At 42.7% G+C, this 21,614-nt stretch carries 25 protein-coding genes; 10 read left to right on the top strand and 15 right to left on the bottom strand.

Annotated features, from left to right (window positions below):
* Positions 1-3 precede the first annotated feature (3 nt).
* From BM528_RS11980 to BM528_RS11965, 5 genes are all read left to right on the top strand, one after another.
* The gene (locus BM528_RS11980) at positions 4-699 is read left to right on the top strand and encodes a hypothetical protein (protein WP_071980014.1); all 696 of its coding nucleotides are present in this window, start codon (positions 4-6) and stop codon (positions 697-699) included.
* 335 nt (positions 700-1,034) lie between these two features.
* Positions 1,035-2,036: an ImmA/IrrE family metallo-endopeptidase gene (locus tag BM528_RS11975; RefSeq protein WP_071980013.1), complete on the top strand. Its 1,002-nt coding sequence runs from the start codon at positions 1,035-1,037 to the stop codon at positions 2,034-2,036.
* A 4-nt stretch (positions 2,037-2,040) separates the two neighbouring features.
* On the top strand, positions 2,041-2,406 hold the full coding sequence (locus tag BM528_RS18850) for a hypothetical protein (RefSeq protein WP_232230483.1): 366 nt from the start codon (positions 2,041-2,043) through the stop codon (positions 2,404-2,406).
* 14 nt (positions 2,407-2,420) lie between these two features.
* Positions 2,421-2,675: a hypothetical protein gene (locus tag BM528_RS18845; protein ID WP_232230482.1), complete on the top strand. Its 255-nt coding sequence runs from the start codon at positions 2,421-2,423 to the stop codon at positions 2,673-2,675.
* Positions 2,676-2,771: 96 nt separating this feature from the next.
* Positions 2,772-2,936 carry a hypothetical protein gene (locus BM528_RS11965; protein WP_044447465.1) on the top strand — a complete coding sequence of 55 codons (165 nt, stop codon included), beginning with the start codon at positions 2,772-2,774 and terminating at the stop codon, positions 2,934-2,936.
* Between the two features lie 131 nt (positions 2,937-3,067).
* Here BM528_RS11965 and BM528_RS11960 read toward each other — a convergent pair whose 3' ends face one another.
* The 11 genes from BM528_RS11960 to cadR all read right to left on the bottom strand — a co-directional run bounded on the left by BM528_RS11960 (position 3,068) and on the right by cadR (position 12,365).
* Entirely contained in the window at positions 3,068-3,820 is a 753-nt protein-coding gene (locus tag BM528_RS11960) for a MauE/DoxX family redox-associated membrane protein (protein ID WP_071980012.1), read from the bottom strand.
* A gap of 39 nt (positions 3,821-3,859) precedes the next feature.
* A complete protein-coding gene (locus tag BM528_RS11955; protein WP_071980011.1) occupies positions 3,860-4,369 on the bottom strand; it encodes a DUF305 domain-containing protein in 510 nt (169 codons plus the stop codon).
* A gap of 22 nt (positions 4,370-4,391) precedes the next feature.
* A complete protein-coding gene (locus tag BM528_RS11950; RefSeq protein WP_198033555.1) occupies positions 4,392-4,826 on the bottom strand; it encodes a two pore domain potassium channel family protein in 435 nt (144 codons plus the stop codon).
* On the bottom strand, positions 4,826-5,572 hold the full coding sequence (locus BM528_RS11945; RefSeq protein WP_071980010.1) for a copper resistance protein B: 747 nt from the start codon (positions 5,570-5,572) through the stop codon (positions 4,826-4,828). Before BM528_RS11945 ends, BM528_RS11950 begins: the two co-directional genes overlap by 1 nt.
* A gap of 11 nt (positions 5,573-5,583) precedes the next feature.
* Positions 5,584-7,392: a copper resistance system multicopper oxidase gene (locus BM528_RS11940; RefSeq protein ID WP_071980009.1), complete on the bottom strand. Its 1,809-nt coding sequence runs from the start codon at positions 7,390-7,392 to the stop codon at positions 5,584-5,586.
* A gap of 97 nt (positions 7,393-7,489) precedes the next feature.
* Positions 7,490-7,873, bottom strand: coding sequence for a hypothetical protein (locus tag BM528_RS11935; protein WP_071980008.1), 384 nt, complete (start codon positions 7,871-7,873; stop codon positions 7,490-7,492).
* A gap of 323 nt (positions 7,874-8,196) precedes the next feature.
* Entirely contained in the window at positions 8,197-9,504 is a 1,308-nt protein-coding gene (locus BM528_RS11930) for an APC family permease (protein ID WP_071980007.1), read from the bottom strand.
* A gap of 36 nt (positions 9,505-9,540) precedes the next feature.
* The gene (locus BM528_RS11925) at positions 9,541-9,993 is read right to left on the bottom strand and encodes a hypothetical protein (protein ID WP_071980006.1); all 453 of its coding nucleotides are present in this window, start codon (positions 9,991-9,993) and stop codon (positions 9,541-9,543) included.
* A gap of 170 nt (positions 9,994-10,163) precedes the next feature.
* A complete protein-coding gene (locus tag BM528_RS11920) occupies positions 10,164-11,006 on the bottom strand; it encodes a sterol desaturase family protein (protein ID WP_071980005.1) in 843 nt (280 codons plus the stop codon).
* 76 nt (positions 11,007-11,082) lie between these two features.
* Positions 11,083-11,847 carry a helix-turn-helix transcriptional regulator gene (locus BM528_RS11915; protein WP_071980004.1) on the bottom strand — a complete coding sequence of 255 codons (765 nt, stop codon included), beginning with the start codon at positions 11,845-11,847 and terminating at the stop codon, positions 11,083-11,085.
* Positions 11,848-11,975: 128 nt separating this feature from the next.
* On the bottom strand, positions 11,976-12,365 hold the full coding sequence (cadR, locus tag BM528_RS11910; RefSeq protein ID WP_004588587.1) for a Cd(II)/Pb(II)-responsive transcriptional regulator: 390 nt from the start codon (positions 12,363-12,365) through the stop codon (positions 11,976-11,978).
* Positions 12,366-12,444: 79 nt separating this feature from the next.
* Here cadR and BM528_RS11905 point away from each other — a divergent pair, with 79 nt between their 5' ends.
* The 5 genes from BM528_RS11905 to BM528_RS11885 all read left to right on the top strand — a co-directional run bounded on the left by BM528_RS11905 (position 12,445) and on the right by BM528_RS11885 (position 18,954).
* On the top strand, positions 12,445-13,062 hold the full coding sequence (locus BM528_RS11905; protein WP_015065928.1) for a cation transporter: 618 nt from the start codon (positions 12,445-12,447) through the stop codon (positions 13,060-13,062).
* The gene (locus BM528_RS11900) at positions 13,049-13,444 is read left to right on the top strand and encodes a hypothetical protein (protein WP_004588585.1); all 396 of its coding nucleotides are present in this window, start codon (positions 13,049-13,051) and stop codon (positions 13,442-13,444) included. Before BM528_RS11905 ends, BM528_RS11900 begins: the two co-directional genes overlap by 14 nt.
* A 72-nt stretch (positions 13,445-13,516) precedes the next feature.
* Complete coding sequence (locus BM528_RS11895; protein ID WP_083595272.1) at positions 13,517-14,836, top strand: TolC family protein; 1,320 nt, start codon at positions 13,517-13,519, stop codon at positions 14,834-14,836.
* Between the two features lie 14 nt (positions 14,837-14,850).
* Positions 14,851-15,786, top strand: a complete 936-nt coding sequence (locus BM528_RS11890; protein WP_071980003.1) for an efflux RND transporter periplasmic adaptor subunit — start codon at positions 14,851-14,853, stop codon at positions 15,784-15,786.
* Positions 15,787-15,846: 60 nt separating this feature from the next.
* Positions 15,847-18,954: an efflux RND transporter permease subunit gene (locus BM528_RS11885; RefSeq protein WP_071980002.1), complete on the top strand. Its 3,108-nt coding sequence runs from the start codon at positions 15,847-15,849 to the stop codon at positions 18,952-18,954.
* 231 nt (positions 18,955-19,185) lie between these two features.
* On the opposite strand, the gene BM528_RS11880 is transcribed toward BM528_RS11885, so the two are convergent.
* The 4 genes from BM528_RS11880 to BM528_RS11865 form a co-directional block, all read right to left on the bottom strand.
* Positions 19,186-20,019, bottom strand: a complete 834-nt coding sequence (locus BM528_RS11880; RefSeq protein WP_071980001.1) for a hypothetical protein — start codon at positions 20,017-20,019, stop codon at positions 19,186-19,188.
* Between the two features lie 115 nt (positions 20,020-20,134).
* Positions 20,135-20,461 carry a hypothetical protein gene (locus BM528_RS11875; protein ID WP_071980000.1) on the bottom strand — a complete coding sequence of 109 codons (327 nt, stop codon included), beginning with the start codon at positions 20,459-20,461 and terminating at the stop codon, positions 20,135-20,137.
* A gap of 110 nt (positions 20,462-20,571) precedes the next feature.
* Positions 20,572-20,958, bottom strand: a complete 387-nt coding sequence (locus tag BM528_RS11870; RefSeq protein ID WP_071979999.1) for a hypothetical protein — start codon at positions 20,956-20,958, stop codon at positions 20,572-20,574.
* A 140-nt stretch (positions 20,959-21,098) separates the two neighbouring features.
* Complete coding sequence (locus tag BM528_RS11865) at positions 21,099-21,383, bottom strand: hypothetical protein (RefSeq protein WP_071979998.1); 285 nt, start codon at positions 21,381-21,383, stop codon at positions 21,099-21,101.
* Positions 21,384-21,614: the final 231 nt, after the last annotated feature.

Below are 21,614 nucleotides of genomic sequence, written 5' to 3'. Positions count from 1 at the left end.
CTAATGCGAAAGAGAACGTGCTACATGTGCGATGCCTTAGCGACAACGAAGGAGCATATTCCTCCAAAAGCATTGTTTCCAAAACAAAAAGATGTGCTCAGTGAAATCAGTCTACGCAAAGATTTAATAACGGTACCATCCTGTGAGAAACACAATAATAGTAAGAGTAGAGACGATGAGTATTTAGTGTTTTGTCTATCTACGTGCTTTCATGGAAATGACATAAAAGAGCAGCTGTTTAATACCAAGATCATGCGAGCAATTGACCGGCGGCCTGACACATACTCGAACTTTTTAGATAACTATCAACGTGTAATGCTAAAACATCCCGATGGAAAAGTAGAACACACTGCGGCGTATTCAATCGACCTAAGACGTTTTGACAGCGTGTTATCGCACATAGCATGTGGATTATATTACCATCACACTCAAAGTAAGTGGGAAGGTGCCACGCTTGTTATAAGCAATGAATTACGTGATTTTAGCTCTACAAACTCTGATGAAGTAAATAGGTTGACTGACGATACTATCGAGCGCGTAACATTGTTCTTAAGCGAAACCAATAGTTTTGGAGCAAATCCAGAAGTTTTCTATTATAAAATTTATGATGACCGGCCCAAAGTTTTTGTAGTTTTAATGACATTTTATTCTGCGATATCGGTCGCGGTAACGTTAACTGAAAACAATAAAATTAAATAATGTCTATATGTAAATCATATGCTTACACCAGTACATCGAAAATCAATGACCTAAACGGTAGTTCAGCCATCATTGCTGCATAGTAAATCGCAGCCATTACCGCCCATGAGCCAACAGTAAACTTTTGCCGATAGTGAGTTTTCCAGCAAGCGCCGCCAGACTCGTAATTTGCCACACTTATAAGTAGTAACCCACCTCCGCAGCCATTTATTGGTGTGGTCTACAGAGGATTATGTCTTTTTAGAGGGGAAAATCCCTAGAACCCCAATTGGGGAGGCTGTTATTGGCGGCACACTCATGTAAACTTGAGCAATAATAATGACATTGGGGGCGAGATGACCGCATTCAAGCTTCCGTCGAAGTCGGCGGTTTACAAACAGATCCGAGATGTCGGCATTAGTAGGGCTACCCTCAATAGAGTGCTGCCTGCGTGGTGGGATGATGCATTATTACAAAGCAACTCAGGTTTTTTACAGTTTGCCAAAGTACTTGATCAACGATTAGGATTAAGTGTCTCAGTCAACGATGGCAACGTATCATTTTTACCCGCTGCTTACACGGTACAATTTAAAAAGCGCGCTCATATCGATATTCAACAATTGTCTGACGCAACTTTTTTATGTCAAGCGGTGGCAAATACACTTATCACAGTGCTCGAGTACAATCACTGCACACCCGATCTTATCCGTTTACAACAGTCGTTGGACTCATTAGGGGAACTCACATTAGCCAACGTGTTGCCAATTTTTTGGGCTTGCCATATACCAGTCATTCATGTGTCTCGCTTTCCAACCAATATTGCACGACCTGCGGGAATGGTGATGCGCTCTAATGAGCATTATGCCACCGTACTGGGTCATAAACACAAGAGTCCCTCTACGCAGCTTTTTGTATTGTTACATGTGCTTGGGCATATCATGTGTGATCACCTCACGCAGGATGGAAGCTTAACGGATTCAGTGTTACCTGAATTAGGGGAATCATTAGAAGTTGAGACCGACCCACAGGAAGACGAAGCCGATGCGTATGCGCTTCGACTGCTGCGCAAAGAGACAGATATTGTTTCAATGGTAAAGCGACTTGGGCGATTGAGTCGACCTGCTGAATTGGCTATTCAGGCTAAGCGTTCAAGCCAAGCGAGCGGCGTCAGTGCTGGGCACTTTGCATTGACGTATGGGCGCGAAACAAGAGATTGGATTTTGACTCAGCAAGCGATGCGGTTTTTAGAAAAGGGAAACGCCATAGCGACATTACAATTTTCATGTGCTGAGGCAATGCAGCAGCTAGACGTGCGTTCAGAGGATAGTGAGTATCTAATGAGTATGCAGTCTGGGTAGCATAGTGAAAATTAATATTTTTACGGATAACGATGTCATTTTTAAATTGGCACGTTATGCATTATTGACTGACTGTGTCGACCTGTTTACTCATCACAGCTATGTGTTCCGTTACCTTAATGCATTGCCATATGTTGCGGGCATACACACCCCTTCAAGAGCGAATAAAATGGGATTCGAACCGGCGCACATACAAAGTATTCTTTATTTTGTATCTCACAGCGAACCTGTCACAATCTCCGACGAGCAAGCCCTTGATGTTATTGCACAACTTCGTACCCCTCACCTTGACGCAGGAGATCTTATTCTCACGTTTGGCGCTCAAGAAAACAAACCATCAAACCTTTTTACGGGTGATAAAGAGCTTTAAAGGCGGTTAACCGAATGCAACATAACGGTGTATTAGCAATGGAAGGTTGCCATATGCTCGTCTTGGAAGAGGCTATCCGTTTGCTTATGATGTGTGGTGATAAAGATCAGGTTATTGCAAGTATCCAATCTCGTCCACATGTAGATAAAGCGATTGATATATGTTTTCGTGACATAGCGTCGGTAGACGACGCCTTGAAAAGCTACATAGAAAGCATTCGTTCTCAGTGCAGTTTACTGTCATTCGGGTTAACCCCAAACATTTGTTAACATGGACATTTGGCCTGTTATTTGCTTTAGATAATGTGTGTGTTATCCGGCACACCAGTTTTTAATGAGATCAACGCGAACAGAAGGGTTTCCACGATGCTAAATACCGATTTACTCCAAGTCACGAACACGCCAAATCAAGCCATTAAACCAACAGACAACGAAACCAAACAAAGTGAAGACGGGGGTTGTAACAAAGAGAAGTTTGAAGATTCGCTAGAAAAAGCTTTCAAAGCATTCTCGACAAAGAGTGACGATTAAAAACGTGGCAAGTTTTGGCCGCTGGAAGCGCCTATTTTCCCATTGCGGGCAAATGGGCGCATAAAGTATTTTAGAGCAATTTGGAAAGTGATTGTGGCTTCATCAATAGGTGTTAGAGCAACACCCAATGTTTAAGCTCCAATTGCTTGATAAAGCATCCAAATTCCAGCGCCAATCATAAACAAATTTTCAGTAAGCGAAACAAAACCGAGGGGAACATTACTGTCTCCGCCGACGCAAGCGCATTTCAACTCGCGTTTATCTACGTAAACAGCTTTAAATACCGATACTGCACCAATGGTTCCAATAAAGAGAGATACGGGGCCAACGACATAGCCTGATATTCCGGCAAGCATACCAATCCCAGCGAACGCTTCCGCAAATGGATAAACGTAACCGTATCGCACACTGCGCATCGCTAGTAAATCATAAGTAATAAAAGAATTAGTAAAGCCATATAAATCGCGTAATTTTTGAATCGCAAGAATCGACATACTAAGTGCAACAAAGACTTCGATGACTGTAACTGTCGAAAGTGACCCAATTGTGCCGGCGTGCGCGAATACAATACCTAACGCCATTAGAAATGCGGTCGCAAAAATGGCAATAACCGGCGTGTAGGTTGTGCCAGTCTGCCCCGCTTCTCCCATATCAAAAAACTCCCTTAGCTCGTCATATCCCCCAATACGGTTTTCCTCAATAAATGTTTGAGGTGTTGTTTCAACGCCATGTTTTTCCTTAAATTTATCTGTTTCTTCACGAGAGCTAAGTTTATGATCGTCGATTTTATATCCTTTTCTTTCCAACAGGTCTTTTGAACGTAAACCATAGGGGCAAATGTGCTCCTTCGTATGCATTCTGTAAAGCGTTGCAGATTTACTCATGTTTGTTCTCCGGTATAAAATAATAATAAAAGATAGTTGTTACTTTTTACTAAAATCGGGGACAGGGCGCTGAATTGCCTCATTCGCTGAGGACACAATGCCATTTTTATTGATATCTGAGATTAACCATTTCATTTCCTTAATCTCGCGCTCTTGAGCGTTTATAATTTCTTCGGCCAATTTTTGAACTCGGACATCATCAATATTTGCACGCTCACTGGTTAAGATCGCAATAGAGTGGTGAGGTATCATTGCTTTCATCCACGCGCGACCTTCAATGGTAGCTTGCGATCGCACCAAAAATAGCGCCAAACAAAAAATAACGACACTGCCTATTAAAATTGAAACGTTTTTTATTTTGCTTTCATACATGGGCAGCATAAATAGCAGCATGATGACCGCCATCATCGCCCCCATGTAGATAGCCATGTATAAGCGAGTCTCGCTAAAGAAAACATGCTCAATTGAATATGAATTGAAGTACATCATAACCAACATAAAGGCGGTAGAGGTAAGTATCATTGCGAAAAATTTAGTATATTTAGTCATGTTTAATTCCTTGAATTCTAGATTAATGTTTCATGTATTTAATTAAAACAGAGGCTGAACAGCTCACCAGTAAAAAGCCAGTCATTGCTTCTATTCCAGCAAGAAATCTCAAATGAGAAGTCGCTTCAATCTGGCCAAGTCCAAGCGTGGTCAGGTTGATTAGGGAAAAATAGAAAAGCTCAATAAATTGGTTTAGGCTGCCACCATTTACGTTCCCTAGACCCATTGCTATGGACACTTTAAAAGCAAACGTGAACCACAGAGCTGCTAGCAATTGAGACGCTGTAATCCCACAAAAAAGTACAATTAAACCGCGTGCTCCATTACGAAGGCGGGCTATGAATTTCGTCAAGTACTGCAATATGCGGTAATGGCTAATTGCACTTGCGGTAATTGCTAATAATGCTATTGATAACTGAATTAGTATCGCCATAAACTGTTGGGATAATTCAGGCATTAGAACCACACACGGGCACCGAGAACCACACCCGTTTCATGAACAGGATCGCCTATGCCACGTAGATTATCCGCTGACGCTCCCAAGGCTCTAGACCAATAAGCACCAATATACGGGGCAAATTCCCGTGAGACCTCCATTCGATAGCGTAAGCCAACACGAATTGAATTAAACCCAGAAGGTCTATCAAACCGTTCTGACTCAGAAAGTGAAGCAGACAGTGATATTCGCGGTTGCAAATATGAGGTTTGTGACATGCGATAGTCATACTCGGCTTCCATTGAAACACTGACATCACCGTCTTCGTTAATAATAAGTGAACTATCTACTTCAAATTGATAGGGAGCCATTCCAAAAAGGCTAACTACAGCATAATTTTCCATATTACTGTCACTCGTCAATTCGCCACGGGCACCAATTCCAACCTGAATTTCCCAAAAAGGTGCAATTAAGCGACTAGCAAGCAGTTCAGCTCTTTCAATATCCGTTGGCTCCCCATCGTTTTGTTTATTTTCACCTTCACTTTTAAAATAAAGACGGTACGTGTCGCCTCCATACCATGCGATCATATCCCAAACCGCGATGTTCTCCTCACGGTTGTTGCGCGCTACTTCTAGCCTGTCAAATAGAACAATACCATTAAGTGTATCTTTGACAGGCGATGGCCAGCTTTCAGGTGTTTCTTGTGCGACACTACGAAGTGTTACGGTAAGTATTATTAGTCCAAATATAATTCGTAAATTCATGAAGGTACCCCTTAAGAAACGTTTACAACGCGGAACATACCAGCGTCCATGTGATATAGAAGGTGACAATGAAATGCCCAATTTCCGGGTGCGTCAGCGCTGATCAGTAAAGAGACTTTTTCGCTCGGTTTGAGACTGATCGTGTGTTTACGGGGGGAAGGGGAGTTACCATTTTCTAGCTCCATCCACATACCGTGAAGATGGATGGGGTGATACATCATCGAATCATTGACAAGAATAAGGCGCACGCGTTCCCCGTACTTGAAATGAACGGGCTTATCCACTTCAGTGAATTTTTTGCCATCAAAAGACCACATGTATCTTTCCATGTTACCGGTCAAATGCAGTTCGATGGTTTGTGTTGGTTCACGGTTATCTGGCCACTGCTTGGCACCTGTAAGGTCTGAATAAACAAGTACCTTGTGAGAAACCCCATCAAACCCTATTCCAGGGTCGTCTAGTCGGCTGACCGGGTTTTTGGCAATCATAGACGCACCTGGTCCGTGGCCGTCCGGTGAGTGCTTAATAGGAATTCCATCCACAGGAACTACCTTGTTCTGCATCGCTGCCATCGAATGATTAGGGCCGTGATTTTCTTGGTCACCATAAGTCTCCTTGTTGTTCGTAGCGGCCATCGAATCCATGTTAGCCATTTCATCCATTCCCGACATCCCCATAGCATCCATACCTAATTCAGGCATTGGGCGAAGTGCTGGGATACTTGCTTCTTTGCCGACAGATGTTGCCAATGTGCCTCTGGCATAGCCGCTTCTGTCCATGCTTTGTGCAAAAATAGTATAGGTTTTAGTATCTTTGGGTTTTACGATGACATCATAGGTCTCTGCAACAGCGATCCGTATTTCACCTACTGTTACTGGCTTAACAGGCTGACCATCTACTGCAACAACTGTCAGATCCAACCCGGGAACTTGGAAGTCAAAATAGGTCATTGCTGACCCGTTAATAAGCCTAAGGCGTATGCTTTCTCCGGGTTTGTACAATGCAGTCCAGTTTGTTTGTGGGTCACGGCCGTTCATCAGGTATGTATAGGTCGCGCCAGTTACATCGAGTATATCTCTTGGGTTCATGCGCATACGGGACCACATTGCTCGTTCTTTGACCGTATTGATCAGTCCTTGGCTCTTAATATCTTTAATCGTGTTTTCGACTGTACGTTGCTGATAATTATAATAGCCCTCAGCAACTTTAAGGTGACGGAAAACATCATGCGGATCTTCGAAGGTCCAGTCGCTGAGAATAATGGTGTGCTCCCGATCTGCACCGATGTCGCCGTCTTTTGGTTCAATAACCATGGGACCAAGGTGCCCAAGCTGCTCCTGAAGACCTGAATGACTGTGGTACCAATATGTACCGTTTTGTTCAATATCGAATTCATAGGTAAAGGTACTGCCAGCGGCGATACCGGGAAACGATACGCCAGGTACACCGTCCATCGTGTAAGGGAGTATCAATCCGTGCCAGTGGATTGACGTACTTTCAAGCAAGTTGTTAGTTACATTTATAGTGACATGCTGACCTTCTTTTAGACGCACTAACGGGCCCGGTGACGAACCATTAATTGTAATTGGTAGGCCAGGTGCGCTTGCAATACGCTTGTGCTGCCTGCTAATCATCATATTGATGTTTTCCCCGCTGACAACGTTGTTTCCAAAACTTGGTTTTAACTCTTGCCCAGCATGAGATAAGCCCTCTGGATTAGCCCAGGCTGGTGAAATTTGACGTAAAAGCGCTGTCCCACCTAATGTCAAAGCGGCAGACTTAACGAATCTGCGCCTATCTTTATTTAATTTGTTTAACATAAATTGTTCTCTAATTTGATGGATAGATTCAGACACATGCTTACGTTAAAACGGACCGAGCATGTACCGAGTTTTCGTAGTTAAAACTAGAACGGGCTTATGCTATTGGGGGTCTAAGCAATCTAGAAGGAGGAGACCGTAGTAAATCACCTTCGAATAATGAGAAAACATAATCAAATGACTTAATTTTGTAGTGATAATTGCCGGTCAGTAGCCAAATTGTAAAACAATTTCCATGAGAACAATCGCAAGATCCTGTGCAGCACTCCTCATGACAGCTCTCATCAACATTATCTTCAATGTGCATTTGAACATGCAGCTTTGCTTGTTCAATTTCCGGTGTTCCCTTCATGGATGAGATGTTGCCAGTACCTTCACTTTCGCAACCCAATACAGATGAACCATAAGTCACACTTGCAATAAGCATCAAGCACTTGATAAGTGTACTTAAAGCTATTGTCGTGTGGTCGTCGTGAGTCATCTAAATTTACAATCCTTTAATAGCTGCAATTCGACACAGTGTAAAAATTACCTATCCGCGCATAACATTTACAGCGTCAGATGGCTTATGCCGTTTGCTTAGTATGTATTTACGGTTTACCTAAGACAATCCAATATTTGTGCCATAAGTTCTTTAATACGTGATATTGCTGTTACAATTATCAATCAATAAGCTGAATAAAGTAACGATTTTCATTCGTCGGAAAATACGGATTACAATTTAGTGTGAGATTACTTCTACTAAAATCAGAATGTGGAAAAGAGTTATGCAGACCTCAGTTACCTATCTATATAACAGTAAGATCATTTTCTTTTGCGGCTAAGATAAAGCTTCTCTGCGGTAATTATCAGAAACAAGCCCGCTAATGACGTCCAAATTACGATGCTATCCGTTTTCACCTTAACGACGATGAAAGCTATCAGTACAATTAAATCTAATGTAATGGCGGTTAACAGTATAAACCGGTTGGCAGAAATTTCTTTACGCAGGTAGTTTAGTACGCCCCAGTGAATCGCAATATCCATCAGCAGATAGAAAATCACACCCAAAGAAGCGATTCTGCTTAAATCAAAAAATATCGTTAACGTCATAGCAAGGACTATTGTATATACCAGCGTGTGTTTTTGGATATTTCCTGGCATACCAAAATGGCTGTGTGGTACAAGCTCCATGTCAGTTAGCATCGCTAACATACGCGATACAGCGAATACACTTGCGATGACGCCTGACACGGTAGCAATTATCGCAAAACCGACTGTTATCCAAAGTCCATATTGTCCGAAGGCTGGTTTTGCTGCTTCTGCCAATGCATAATCGCGCGCTGCGACGATCTCCTGGATTGATAGGTTTGTTCCAACTGCTGCGGCAACTAATAGGTATATGAAAATACAAATCGCAATTGAAATGACTATTGCGCGACCCACGTTTTTACGTGGATTTTCGATTTCACCGCCACTATTTGTTATCGTAGTAAAACCTTTAAATGCCAATACGGCTAGCGCGACGGCCCCCAGAAAGTCAACAAACGAAGCGTCGGTCGTTTGAACAAAAGTCTCAACAACCCCTCTTTGGGCCGCATATATTCCTCCAGCCGCTAACACCGCCAATCCTAAAGCTTTGGCGATTCCCATTACAAATGAAATAGATTGGATAGCCTTGTTACTCATAATGTTTATGAAAAAGGCAAAGATCAATACTGCTACACCTAATGCTGGGACTAACCACTCGTTGGGTTTTGTATCAATTATTTGTACGGTATATTGACCAAATGTCCGCGCAACTAGGCTTTCATTAATTACCATTGAAAAGTACATGAGTAATGCAAAAACCGCAGTGGCAGTCCCCTTGCCATAAGCTTTTTGTAAAAACATGGCAATCCCTCCTGCAGAAGGATAAGCATTGGATAACTTCACGTAGGAATACGCGCTTGCTGATGTGATCATTGCCGCTATGATAAAGGCTAATGGGAACCACTCGCGGGCCAATTCAGCCACTTGTCCGGTCAAAGCAAAGATACCTGCACCGATCATGACACCTGTACCCATTGCAACCGCGCCAATAAGACTGAGACTTCCTTCTTTGTAATTTGACTTGTGTTGGTGCTTCCTCACAACCTCACTCCATAGTTTATGAATCCAATTAAAGGCTTATAATTCGTGCGCTCGGTTAATACCATGTGCCATTATTTTAATCTCTTGTTGTTCGGTTTCTAAAATAGAATCAAGTAGTTCTATTTGATGCCCAACGACCATTTGCTTCCTTAGATACGAAAATAATTCGATAATTTGTTGATGGCGCTTCATAACGTGCTCTATGACCTGTTCATAAGTAGTGCAATCATCTAGGTTAGGCGGACACAGTAAAGGTATGTCAGGCTTATCGTTTATGTACTCAACAAAATAAGTATCCAATTCTCCGGTTTTACCTAAGTTTTTGAAGGCTAAGATCAGCTTACTTAGGTGGTTTTCATGCATTGCGAGATAATCGAGTACAAGTTTGTTCAAATCTGTCTTCTTACAACAGCAATACAGTTGTTCAGCGAGAGCCTTATGGTAATTAGCTGTCCACTCTAAAATGTCACTGAATTGCTCAATTTGCATTTGTTTTTCCTCGAAATAACGATAACTGCTAAGTTAGGATACCGAACATAAGTAATTAACTCATGACGCTGCTATTACTGGTTGATTACATGTTTGTAATATTCCTCATGAATAATATTCTGGAGCAGCAATTGTCGAGCAGTTGATTAGAAAACCAAAAGCTAAATCTTTCACTTAAAAGGCTGAAAAAGCTGCGAGATATAATTTTGTGGGTAATTAGGTTGACTACCAATTCCTAGCTCCCCATCACGTGGTGAGGGTCGTTCATTAGAATTGGTGACGAAAGTGCCAAGGAGGTGATCCCATAAATGTGTAAACAACCCAAAATTAACGTCACCTTTGGTACCGTCTTTTACGTGATGATGTCGGTGACCTGGAGCAACAGCCCAAACATATTTTAGCGGGCCAAGCCGCATATCAACGTTAGAGTGTTGCAACAGCAACTGTATGGCAGCAATAAACCCTAACAATGCGCCTATTTCTAAGGGCATACCTATCAAAAGTAATGGGAGTGTACCTGCACTTAGTTCAATCGCTTGGTGAAGGGGATGCTTCAATAGCCCATTAAACCCATACATTCGTTTGATGCTATGATGAACCGCGTGTAAGCGCCAAAGCACTTTGTATTTATGACTAAAATAATGTGCCATCGTTATCCCAAAGTCAGCGACGATGATGGCAAAGCCAAGTTGTACTAGTAGTGGCCAATGGTGTGGCCAAATACTGAAGTGGGGCACTATCGCGGTCATTATTGGGATAAACGCGACCGTGAGAGCCAAAGAGCCTTCATTGACAATGGCATGCACTATATCTCGCCCGAAATCGCCCTGCGGTGTATTCCATGCTTTTTCATATGGTAACCATTTCTCAGCTGCAAAAGATACGACGATGGCGAATAAAAGCAGGGGTATAAGCCAAGCTGCAGATCCTGTGTTTTGGGAGATACTGGATGCTGCAAAGATAAAGCTTAAAAAAAATAATGGGCTGAACATCCATTGGACCAACGTTCTCATAGTATTTACACATTCGCGTTTTTATTGATGCGTATATTATTCCCTAGTCAAACTTAATTCGGCTTGTATCAAACGGCTAATTACTGTGAATTTTAATGGTGTGCGGTTTGAATAACGAGGAAGGTGCAAATCCAAACAGCTGTTTAAACGTTTTACTCATATGAGGTAAATCAGAAAAACCCGAAGCATGGGCAGCCTCAGTCAATGTTGCTGACTTACTCAGTTGTTCTATTGCGGCGCGCACACGCCACCAGACAATAAAACGACTAATAGGTATACCCACTTCTTGCTTAAAAAGATGTGTTAGACGACTTGGGGACAAGAAAACCTTCGATGATAAAAACGCCATATCGATTGCACAACCTCTCTGCGAAGCAATAATGTCGATGACCGCTCGTACCCGTTTATTCTCAGGGCGCGATGAAAGCGCAGGACTATAGACTAGCCCTACCGCTTTATTTACTGTTTTCCACACTTTGTCGATATCGACGTCAGTAAATAGATGCTGAGAAATGGATCCCAATTCTTTGCTAGTAAGCGGCAGAGTATTAATTCCATCATTCCTGGCTTGACGTAAGGCTTTGAGAAATTGTTGGTTTTGCCTATCTTCAGGCTCTAAATAGATGACTACAATCTGATTGTCCTGTGCCAAAACCTTGTGAGGTACATCTTCGAAAATCACAATACATTGTCCGGTGTGAATACTTTGTGCCTTGTAATCTTGAACCGAGATGTCTTTGTCTAAACCAATGCAAATTTGGACAGCATGATGTGCATGAACATCATTATCAGGACTGATTCCGATGTAAATCGCTTTGTAGGGCCACAAATGAATATGCATGGCTGACTCAGTATCAAAAGTTCAGGCTATTGATTTTTGCCTTATAAATCTACACAAATGACGAATGTTAGCCGATAGATACAAGTTAAGGTGAGCGCGCACAGTGAAACTGTGTGCTTCTTACACTTTTAAGTGTGTAAATAATTTAAAATGCCACAGTCCCTAATGGTTTTGTTTTGATCACACTTTGACGCCATATTTTCGAGTGATGACTTTAATGCGTTTAGCTCTTCAATGCGAATAATGACGTCTGATAAATGCTTAGCTATTAACGTATTGATATTTGAACAGCTCTGATCTGGCTTCGAACGACTGTCCATGAGCGTTTTTACTTCCATGATAGACATATCCAATGAACGACACTGTTTAATAAATAGGAGTTGTTCAATAGTCCCCTTATCGTAGACACGATAATTTCCACTTGAGCGCTTGAGCTCAGGCAATAGCCCTTTCTTTTCATAAAAACGAATGGTCTGAATACTACAACCTGTCGTCTTTGCGACATCACCAATTTTCATTTTTTACTCCTAACCGTTGACTCTATACCAAGTATAGACTTTATACTCATACTATTCATCAGTAAAGAGTGTGTTTCTAATGAGCGGATGTGGGTGCGAAGTTGAAATAAAAGACCAGTCTCAACGACAGGTTTTGTATTGGCTTTTGGGAATAAACGCGACAATGTTTGTTATAGAAATGGGGATCGGGTTGCTTGCTGATTCAACCGCATTAATAGCCGATTCACTTGATATGCTCGCCGACGCAGTTGTCTATGGTGTTGCCCTTTATGCTATTGGTAAATCGCTATTGCACAAAGCCAATGCGGCTAGAATTAGCGGCTTTTTTCAGATGGCACTGGGTGTGTTGATTATCATTGATATTGTAAGACGGTCAATTTACGGTAGCGAACCTGTATCGGGACTAATGATGGCTATGGGGGCAGTTGCACTGGTTGCTAATGTCATTTGTCTTGTGATCATACGCAAACAAAGAAATGAAGAAGTGCATATGCGGGCAAGCTGGATATTTTCAGCCAACGATGTGATTGCCAACTTAGGTGTTATCTTTGCTGGCGTTTTGGTGTTTTGGCTCGATTCTCGATGGCCTGATCTGGTTATCGGTGTGATAGTTTCGTGCGTTGTGTTGCGCGGGGCAAAAATGATCCTCGAAGATGCTGGAAATGAAAGACAGCGAGCGCTTAATGCGCAAAGTTGATAAGAAAATGCCAATTTTTAATTGCACATCAAAACTGCGTAGGTTGGCATGGCTACTTATTACTTTGCTCATGTGTCAATCGGGCTTTTCGTTCGCCGCTCAATGCGATGACTACCCTGCGGAGGTATCGTCAGTCCCTGAACAATCAAAGTCGATAGGCACTTATGATGTTCCCGAAAAAAATGTAAATGCTGGTGATAATACGTCGAGTGAAGAGTCTAAGTGTTTCCATTGTGTGCTGTGTCAATGTGGACAGATTAAGTTTCTGGCACAACACCCAATAAATGACGTATCTAAACCGTTATATACCAATCAATACAGTTATTCCCGCAACGTCACTGACGGCCTAGTCGAAGGCCTTTTGCGCCCACCTCAACATTAATCCATTCCCTCCTATATGTTTGCATGGGTGCTTTCCATGTATGTCGTTATCTTATGAACAAAAGGTTCTTTTATGAGTTCTTCACGCCCATTGGGCATAAAAAAAGCTAGCTCAGCGTATCTGAAATTGATATCTGCTGCACTGGTAACCATGAGCATATCTGTTCAATCTGCCAATGCGCAAAAGTCTTCAATCACGCTTGAAAATGCGCTCAAACGCACATTATCAAACAACCCAGATTTAGTTGTGTTCGAATTTAAATCTTCGGCTTTGGATGGTGAATCAAAAATGGCCAGCTTACGACCTGAAATGTCTGTTGGGGTTGAAGTTGAAAATGTGTTGGGAACAGGCGAAGTGTCTGGTATCAAAAATGCCGAATTGACACTGACCTTATCGTCGGTCATCGAGCTTGGAGATAAAGTCAGCGGCCGAATGAATGTGGTGAGTTCAAAAAAAGCACAACTGCTTACACAACGGCGCATTCGTACGCTGGACATCTTGGGTGAAACAACTCGACGATATATCAATGTCATTGTCCAACAAGCGTTGCACAAGACTGAGCAACGAGCTGAAATGCTGGCTCGCACAATGCTTCAGACAGTCTCTACACGGGTTGAAGCGGGGGCTTCTTCACCACTTGAGAAAAAACGTGCAGAGTCAGCGTTGTCGCAGGCGCGTTTGTCGTTATTGATAAGTGAACAAAAACTCAATGAGTATAAACGCGACCTAGCCATCATGTGGGGTGACACTAACGCTGCGTTTGCGGAAGTTGAAGGGACACTGTTATCGTTTCCAAATTCACTATCACTTGAACATATGCTTTCACAGCTTCAAAGCAATCCACACGTTCTGCTTTATGCTGATAACTATCGGGTACAAGAGGCCAGATTGAGAGTGGTTCAGACTAGCCAGCAGTTTGATATTGCGTGGGAAGCCGGTATCCGGAGACTGCAAGGAATTGATGATACAGCGTTTGTCGCCAGTATTTCGGTGCCGTTAAATACCAAGCAGCGGAATCTAGGTGAATACGAACAACAGCGCGCATTGCTTGACAGTATCGACTATCAAAAACAAGCGAAAATTCGTGAACTCACTCGCCAAATAAATCAAGTCATTAGCGCAAAAGACCAAGCCTTGCTCACTGTTACGACCCTTCAAGACAATGTCGTTCCCACATTGGAATCTGCACTGAACTTGGCGCGGGAAGGCTATGAAAGTGGTCGCTACAACTACATAGAGTGGGTGACAACGCAGCAGCAACTCATCGATATGCAACGAACACTGATCAAAGCAGCAGGCTTAGTCCATCTTCGAAGCGCAGACCTAGAGGCACTCACGGGGATCCCCGTGATTTCTAACTCTCCCTCGACGTCTGCTCAAACATCAGAATAAATAGAGAAAAAATAATGAATAAATCACAATTTACATTGCGCAAAAACGCGCATGACTTTCTTAGCATGTTAGCCATGCTGCTAACTTTACTGTTTGCTAACGTCGCCATGGCTGATGATGACGATGGTGAAGAGGAAGAAAGACCTGAGTACATAGTGTTATCACAACAACAAATGCTTGAACACAATATCAACACCGCTTCAGCCGCGTCAGGATCATTATCGCTCACAACCAGAACGTTTGGGCGGATAGTTAATGATCCTGCGTCACTGAGTCATATTCGTGCCCGCTTCGACGGTGTTGTAAAACGTATCATGGTGAATATTGGAGATAAAGTAGAAAAAGGTGACACACTGGCAATCATTGAGTCAAACGAGAGTTTAAATCAATACTCAATCACCTCACCGATGTCTGGAAAAATCATAGCTAGACACGCCAATGATGGTGAGCTCACCAACGGTCAAGTGCTGCTTTCTGTTGCTAATTACTCTCGCGCAATTGCTCAATTGGCTATTTTCCCCAAACAACGTACTCATATTGCCGCTGATATGGAAGTCACTTTAAGGCTTGAGGAATTGCAGCAACAATCAAGTATAAGCCACATTACGTCCTCACCGGATGACAAACCCTATTCTATCGCGTTTGTGAACGTTGATAATGGCAGTGGTTATTGGCCTTTAGGCGCTATGGTAGAGGGTTATATTCAGATTGGTTTCCAAGAAGTCAATCTGGCACTCCCCAAAAGTTCAATACAAGAGTTAGATGGGCAAACCATTGTTTTTGTCAAAGAAGGGGAGCGATTTTACCCCCGCCAAGTAAAGCTTGGGAACACGGACAACCGTTTAGTAGAGATTGTGAAGGGCGTTCAAATAGGCCAGCAGGTCGTTGTAGAAAATAGCTATCTACTAAAAGCTGATTTATTAAAAATGGAGGCGGGCGATGATGACTAATTACCTGCGCATTTATTGTCAAAAGCAAAGCCAAGTCCATAAAAACGGTGAGGTGAGAACATGATAGCACCAATACTCCGTCTATCCATTGAGCGACGTGGTGTCATGATGTTGTTCGCCTTGTTTGTCGCCTTTTTTGGTATGTACAGTTACAAACAATTGCCGATTGATGCTGTGCCTGATATCACCAACGTGCAAGTGCAGATAAATACCGCAACCCCAGGTTACTCGCCTTTGGAGACTGAACAACGCATAACGTTTATAGTTGAAACCTCGCTGGCCGGTTTGCCTAATTTATCGTATACCCGCTCGATATCACGCTATGGTTTGTCGCAAGTCACAGTCGTGTTTAAAGAGGGCACTGATTTATATTTCGCACGAAATCTCGTCAACGAGCGTCTCACCGCCATCGCGGCGCAATTGCCAACAGGGTTAACCCCTGAAATGGGCCCTATCTCCACAGGCTTGGGTGAAATTTACATGTACTCGTTAAGTGCTGAGCCTCAGGCGCGACAGGACAACGGTCAACCCTATGATGCTATGGCATTAAGGGAGATCCATGATTGGGTAATTAAGCCCCAATTGTCGCTTGTTGAGGGGGTGACCGAGGTTTATGCGATAGGCGGATTTGAAAAGCAATATCATGTGAATCCTAATCCAGTCGCAATGATAAACTTTGGGATAAGTACAGGTGACCTTCTCAGTGCGCTAGAACGCAACAATGCGAATCAAGGCGCTGGTTTTGTAGAACAAAATGGGCAACAAGTACTGATCAGATCGGAAGCCCAACTTAAGGGCATCGACGATATCGGCCAAGTGGTTGTTAAGATCATTGATGGCGTACCAGTAAAAATTCAAGACATCGCCCAAATCAACCTCGGTAAAGAGCTGCGCTCTGGAGCCGGCACGTTAAATGGCCAAGAAACAGTGATTGGCACGACAATGATGTTAGTGGGAGAAAACTCTCGTACGGTCGCCAAAGCTGTGGACAGTAAGCTCGAAACCATTAAAACAAGCTTACCCGAGGGCGTAATCCTTGAAGCGGTTTACGATAGGACAAGCCTCGTTGACAAAACCATCGACACAGTGCAGAAAAACCTCGTCGAGGGCGCTTTACTTGTCATCGTTGTGCTATTCGTTTTGCTTGGGAATGTGCGAGCTGCACTTATTACCGCCGCTGTAATACCCTTGGCAATGCTTGCCACGATATCGGGCATGGTCAAAACAGATGTGTCTGCTAACTTGATGAGTTTAGGCGCACTGGATTTTGGCTTGATTGTCGATGGCGCAGTTATCATTGTTGAAAACTGTATCAGACGATTATCCGAATCCCAGAAACAAAACGGCGCTACTCTACCGCTCAAAGAAAGGCTGAATGTTGTATATGAAGCCACTAATGAAGTCATACGTCCCAGTTTGTTTGGTGTATTGATCATTACCATTGTTTATATCCCCTTGTTCACGCTCACTGGCGTCGAAGGTAAAATGTTCCACCCCATGGCAGCGACCGTGATAATGGCTTTGCTTGCCGCAATGGTATTTTGTTTTACCGTAGTGCCTGCGGCGATAGCAATTTTCATGAGAGGTAAAATTAGCGAAAAAGAAAGCCCAATTATTAAAGGTGCAAAGGCAGTCTATCGTCCTGTTTTAACCGGAGCGCTGCGTTTTAGATGGCTAGTGGTAGTAGCAGCGAGTGCTTTGGTTGTCGGCAGTTTATGGATGGGCAGTAAATTAGGCTCCGAGTTTATTCCCCAGCTCAATGAAGGTGATATCTTAGTACAAGCGATACGCATCCCTGGGACTGGGGTAGAACAAGCAGTTGAAATGCAAAAAACTCTTGAAGCGAAACTTATGCAGTATGAGCAAGTACAGACGGTATTCGGTCGCACGGGTACGGGTGAGGTCGCCACCGACCCTATGCCACCAAACATTACTGATACGTTTGTTATTTTAAAGCCTCGGGAGCAATGGCCCGATCCATCAATGACAAAAGCTGAGTTAGTGAAAACGTTTGAAGAGGACTTGTTTACTTTGCCCGGCAATAATTATGAATTTACGCAACCTATACAAATGCGTTTTAACGAATTGATTAGTGGCGTAAGGGCAGATTTGGGGATAAAGCTATTTGGGGATGACTTAGATACGCTCTTTGCATCTGCTTCTGACATTTTGACCGTTATTTCAACGATTGAAGGAGCTGATGACGCGAGGCTTGAGCAGGTAGAAGGCATTCCAATCTTCACCGTCACACCAAAGCCTGATCAATTGGCACGCTTTGGTTTGGATATAGCCGACTTGCAGTTATGGCTCAATGCTGCGACAGGTGGAGAAACCGCTGGAATGATTTTTGAAGGCGACAGACGCTTTGAGATTGTCGTGCGATATGGCGACGACATTCGAAATGAACTCACTCAGCTTGAGAGCGTTCCCATCGTCACGCCCTCTGGTGAGCATGTACCGATAAGCGAATTAGCCACACTGGCATTTAAAGAAGTACCTAGCCAAATAAGCCGGGAAAATGGCAAACGTAGTATTGTTGTCACAGCAAATGTGCGTGACAGAGATATTGGCACTTTTGTTGAAGAAGCTCAGGCGAGAATTAATGAAGAAGTAGATTTACCTGCTGGTTATTGGCTCGACTATGGCGGAACCTTTGAGCAGCTCGAAAGTGCGAGTCAACGATTGACGATTGTTGTACCGGTTACGTTGTTTGTGATTTTGACTATGCTGGTAATTGCGTTTGGTTCAATACGCGATGCGTTAATTATCTTCACAGGTATCCCTTTGGCATTAACAGGCGGTGTAATGTCTCTTTGGTTAAGGGATATGCCTTTATCCATATCCGCGTCGGTAGGGTTTATCGCGTTGTCTGGTATTGCGGTATTAAACGGATTGGTAATGCTGTCCTTCATCAAGCAACGTTTGCTAGAAACCGGAGAATTAGTGAATAGCATTGTTGAAGGGGCACTTATTCGCTTGCGTCCGGTATTAATGACAGCATTAGTGGCAAGTTTAGGATTTGTGCCCATGGCGCTCAATACAGGTATTGGTGCAGAGGTGCAACGGCCTTTGGCCACGGTGGTCATCGGCGGGATAATATCGTCAACCTTGCTAACACTGGTAGTGCTGCCTGTACTCTATCGACTCGTGCATAGTAAAGGGGATTAGTAGTGTTCTTGGGCATTTATTCGTAAATGCCCAAGTTTTACCTGAACGATTTTTAGGTACCTATTGACGTAACCGTTCACCAAGGCCCTATTGACAGGCAACTTTAAAGTCTTTGAGCAGAGGATAGGTGGTTTTATTCAGCGTCGCAGCAAGTATTGCCCGGATTGAAGCTAGGAGGTTTAGCGCAGAGATTTGGACTGGCTGCTAACGCAGCCAGAGAAATACTATTACCTATTGACGGGAGCTGGGCTCATATGTGTTAGGCGATGGCTCAAATGCTACACCATAGGTTATTGTGTTTTTACCGCCGCAGCTTTTGCAAACCCAAAATTTACCAAGACCTACTTCCCGCTGCCAAATAGGGATTAGTTGCTTACATGATTCATTACCACAGATGATATTTTGACGGTTCGCATGCCAAACATAGTTGCCGTTTCCTTGAGGTTCTAGATTATAGCTAGCCTTACAATTTTTACATTCTGCTTCTATTTCTAAGTCATCATCAATAGACGGAACTCTTTTTCTAATAGGTTTATCGCATTCGAAACAGTCTATATGACTAAATGTACCCAGTGTACAATTGAAAAGTGGGGAAGCAAGAACGCTATCAATCATCAAATAAATTTCGGAGCACCGAACTCTCATCCTTTCAAAATCAGTAGTTTTATTTCGTTGAAAGCTCCTAAGATTCATCATGTGAAGATAATTTCCCAACCGATCATAGTGATCTTTTAGAATCTTCATGCTGAGAACTTTTTCCGAGCCTATATGTTTCATTTCTTGAGAAGGTTTACCCGTGGACTCCTCAATTCCCATAGCTATAGATGAATCCTTATCAGTGGTTGGCTCTATCTCGATAAGAATGGTCATGATTTTTTTTGGCTGCCATGTATCATATTCTCTTTCAGGGAATTCATCCTTAAACGATAACGCTCTATCGTAAACTATCGCTTCCATAGCCATTCTCAAATCGAGTGCAGCATACCGAAGGTTGCTATCATCAGGTGAGTCGATTTGCTTTTTAGCAGCTTGAAGATGTTTACGAGCAAGATTACGAAAGTTCATAAATCCCTTTGGTGTCTAACTTTTCAATAACGGGCGCAGGCACGTAGGGCATAATGGCGAAGCCGCCCTGCATGTATGCGTCCCAGCGAACGCAGTGAGCGAGTTTATTGACTTGTTAGCTACCATGTTTGCCATACCTAGCGTTTGCTATTAGCACACATGGAATTGGAATTAGTGACGCAACACAAAGCAGTATTGTCATACCAATTTCGTTAACTAAGCCCAGATACCAGATAAATGCGATTAACCCGATTAGCGTTCCTAGAACTAATACAGAAAAGCCGATCAATTTTGCATACGCTTCAGGATTAGATATTTTTGACTCGTCCCAACCAGCAATGAGACCTCTCATTTGTTTTACTGCGATAAGGTAGCCGAGAATGATACAGGGCAACGCACCTGCAAAAACCATTACAATTAACCCGAAAAATAATCCGTCCATGCAATTTTCCTTGTGGTAGCTAACGCCCTAATTTGGCGGCAAAAACACGTGGGCTATACTGCGAAGCAGAGCCCGCGTGTTTGTGTCCCCAACATTTGATTGTTATGTTTTTAATTAAAAACAACCTGCTTTGTCACATCGACGTGATCACAGCCTTCGCCACTATAATTCACTAAAATATATTGTTTTCTAACCAATTCTCGCTTTACCGAATACCAAGCTACATATTTTCCGTCCACTTGATTGGCATAGAGCATAGTAAATAATGTTGGATCATCAATACTGTCGATGAATAACCCTATAGCTTTAAAGGGGAAACTTTCTATCTCAAGAGGTGCTTCTATCTCGACAGTGTAACTTTCTTCCAATGAGTGAGCAGTTACAGAAATGAGATGTGAATATTTTTGATTCCATATTAAGCTCTTATCTTCGGTGCTAATACAGGTCGAAGAAAGGGCCTGAAAAGGTATGAGTAATATTAGGAACATCCATTTCATTTAAACTCTACTCCAAAAACATAACACCCTACTTTGGGGCATAAACATGCAGGCTAAAATTGGAGCGGAGCGACTGAGCCTGCATGTTTATGTCCCAGTGAGCGCGAGCGAACGACAACAGTTGTTTGTTAGCAGTCGACCTAATTAAAACCTAAATAAAGTACAAAAACAGCCATAGAAAAAGGCAGTACTAAAAAGTTAAACATAGTTTCAACATCCTTTTTGAATACTGCCCTAATGCCAATATAGCTATTAAACAGTGTTACTACTACCGATAAAAAGCCAACGATAATTAGCTTAACGGGGTAGTCCATGTTCGGGTGAAATAAATAAGCAACTATTGCCGGAGGGATTAGAAGTGGTATCTCCGCCACGATCCAAGAAACTTGATTTAAATATTTAGTGTATTTTTCGGTCAAACTCATTGAAGGCTGCTAACAACTTAGTGTACGGAAAAAATCCTTTATGCAAGGTGGAAAAGTTCCGCATATCCCTCGACGTTTTCGTTACTGTCGCACGAAAACACACGCTCATCAATAATTTACACTGAGCGCTTGAAAACAAAGTGCTGAAATATGGATTGTTTCCTTTTTATTTTTCGTCGATTAAAAAATTTGAAAAGTTGTACTTATTTACAGTAAAAGAAAAACTCCAAA

Origin of the sequence: Alteromonas sp. RW2A1 (assembly GCF_001886475.1) — a bacterium.
Classification (GTDB): domain Bacteria; phylum Pseudomonadota; class Gammaproteobacteria; order Enterobacterales; family Alteromonadaceae; genus Alteromonas; species Alteromonas hispanica.
This window is presented reverse-complemented; position numbering and strand designations above follow the sequence as displayed.

What these genes read in the sequence shown, in the direction of transcription:
- BM528_RS11965 (WP_044447465.1), top strand. Translation starts at nt 2,772, where the DNA reads ATGCTAAATACCGATTTACTCCAAGTCACGAACACGCCAAATCAAGCC.
- BM528_RS11915 (WP_071980004.1), bottom strand. Translation starts at nt 11,847, where the DNA reads ATGCATATTCATTTGTGGCCCTACAAAGCGATTTACATCGGAATCAGT.
- BM528_RS11920 (WP_071980005.1), bottom strand. Translation starts at nt 11,006, where the DNA reads ATGAGAACGTTGGTCCAATGGATGTTCAGCCCATTATTTTTTTTAAGC.
- BM528_RS11925 (WP_071980006.1), bottom strand. Translation starts at nt 9,993, where the DNA reads ATGCAAATTGAGCAATTCAGTGACATTTTAGAGTGGACAGCTAATTAC.
- BM528_RS11950 (WP_198033555.1), bottom strand. Translation starts at nt 4,826, where the DNA reads ATGCCTGAATTATCCCAACAGTTTATGGCGATACTAATTCAGTTATCA.
- BM528_RS11890 (WP_071980003.1), top strand. Translation starts at nt 14,851, where the DNA reads ATGAATAAATCACAATTTACATTGCGCAAAAACGCGCATGACTTTCTT.
- cadR (WP_004588587.1), bottom strand. Translation starts at nt 12,365, where the DNA reads ATGAAAATTGGTGATGTCGCAAAGACGACAGGTTGTAGTATTCAGACC.
- BM528_RS11905 (WP_015065928.1), top strand. Translation starts at nt 12,445, where the DNA reads ATGAGCGGATGTGGGTGCGAAGTTGAAATAAAAGACCAGTCTCAACGA.
- BM528_RS11895 (WP_083595272.1), top strand. Translation starts at nt 13,517, where the DNA reads ATGAGTTCTTCACGCCCATTGGGCATAAAAAAAGCTAGCTCAGCGTAT.
- BM528_RS11940 (WP_071980009.1), bottom strand. Translation starts at nt 7,392, where the DNA reads ATGTTAAACAAATTAAATAAAGATAGGCGCAGATTCGTTAAGTCTGCC.
- BM528_RS11880 (WP_071980001.1), bottom strand. Translation starts at nt 20,019, where the DNA reads ATGAACTTTCGTAATCTTGCTCGTAAACATCTTCAAGCTGCTAAAAAG.
- BM528_RS11865 (WP_071979998.1), bottom strand. Translation starts at nt 21,383, where the DNA reads ATGAGTTTGACCGAAAAATACACTAAATATTTAAATCAAGTTTCTTGG.
- BM528_RS11900 (WP_004588585.1), top strand. Translation starts at nt 13,049, where the DNA reads ATGCGCAAAGTTGATAAGAAAATGCCAATTTTTAATTGCACATCAAAA.
- BM528_RS11945 (WP_071980010.1), bottom strand. Translation starts at nt 5,572, where the DNA reads ATGAATTTACGAATTATATTTGGACTAATAATACTTACCGTAACACTT.
- BM528_RS11885 (WP_071980002.1), top strand. Translation starts at nt 15,847, where the DNA reads ATGATAGCACCAATACTCCGTCTATCCATTGAGCGACGTGGTGTCATG.
- BM528_RS11960 (WP_071980012.1), bottom strand. Translation starts at nt 3,820, where the DNA reads ATGAGTAAATCTGCAACGCTTTACAGAATGCATACGAAGGAGCACATT.
- BM528_RS11935 (WP_071980008.1), bottom strand. Translation starts at nt 7,873, where the DNA reads ATGACTCACGACGACCACACGACAATAGCTTTAAGTACACTTATCAAG.
- BM528_RS11980 (WP_071980014.1), top strand. Translation starts at nt 4, where the DNA reads ATGCGAAAGAGAACGTGCTACATGTGCGATGCCTTAGCGACAACGAAG.
- BM528_RS11875 (WP_071980000.1), bottom strand. Translation starts at nt 20,461, where the DNA reads ATGGACGGATTATTTTTCGGGTTAATTGTAATGGTTTTTGCAGGTGCG.
- BM528_RS11870 (WP_071979999.1), bottom strand. Translation starts at nt 20,958, where the DNA reads ATGAAATGGATGTTCCTAATATTACTCATACCTTTTCAGGCCCTTTCT.
- BM528_RS11975 (WP_071980013.1), top strand. Translation starts at nt 1,035, where the DNA reads ATGACCGCATTCAAGCTTCCGTCGAAGTCGGCGGTTTACAAACAGATC.
- BM528_RS18845 (WP_232230482.1), top strand. Translation starts at nt 2,421, where the DNA reads ATGCAACATAACGGTGTATTAGCAATGGAAGGTTGCCATATGCTCGTC.
- BM528_RS11955 (WP_071980011.1), bottom strand. Translation starts at nt 4,369, where the DNA reads ATGACTAAATATACTAAATTTTTCGCAATGATACTTACCTCTACCGCC.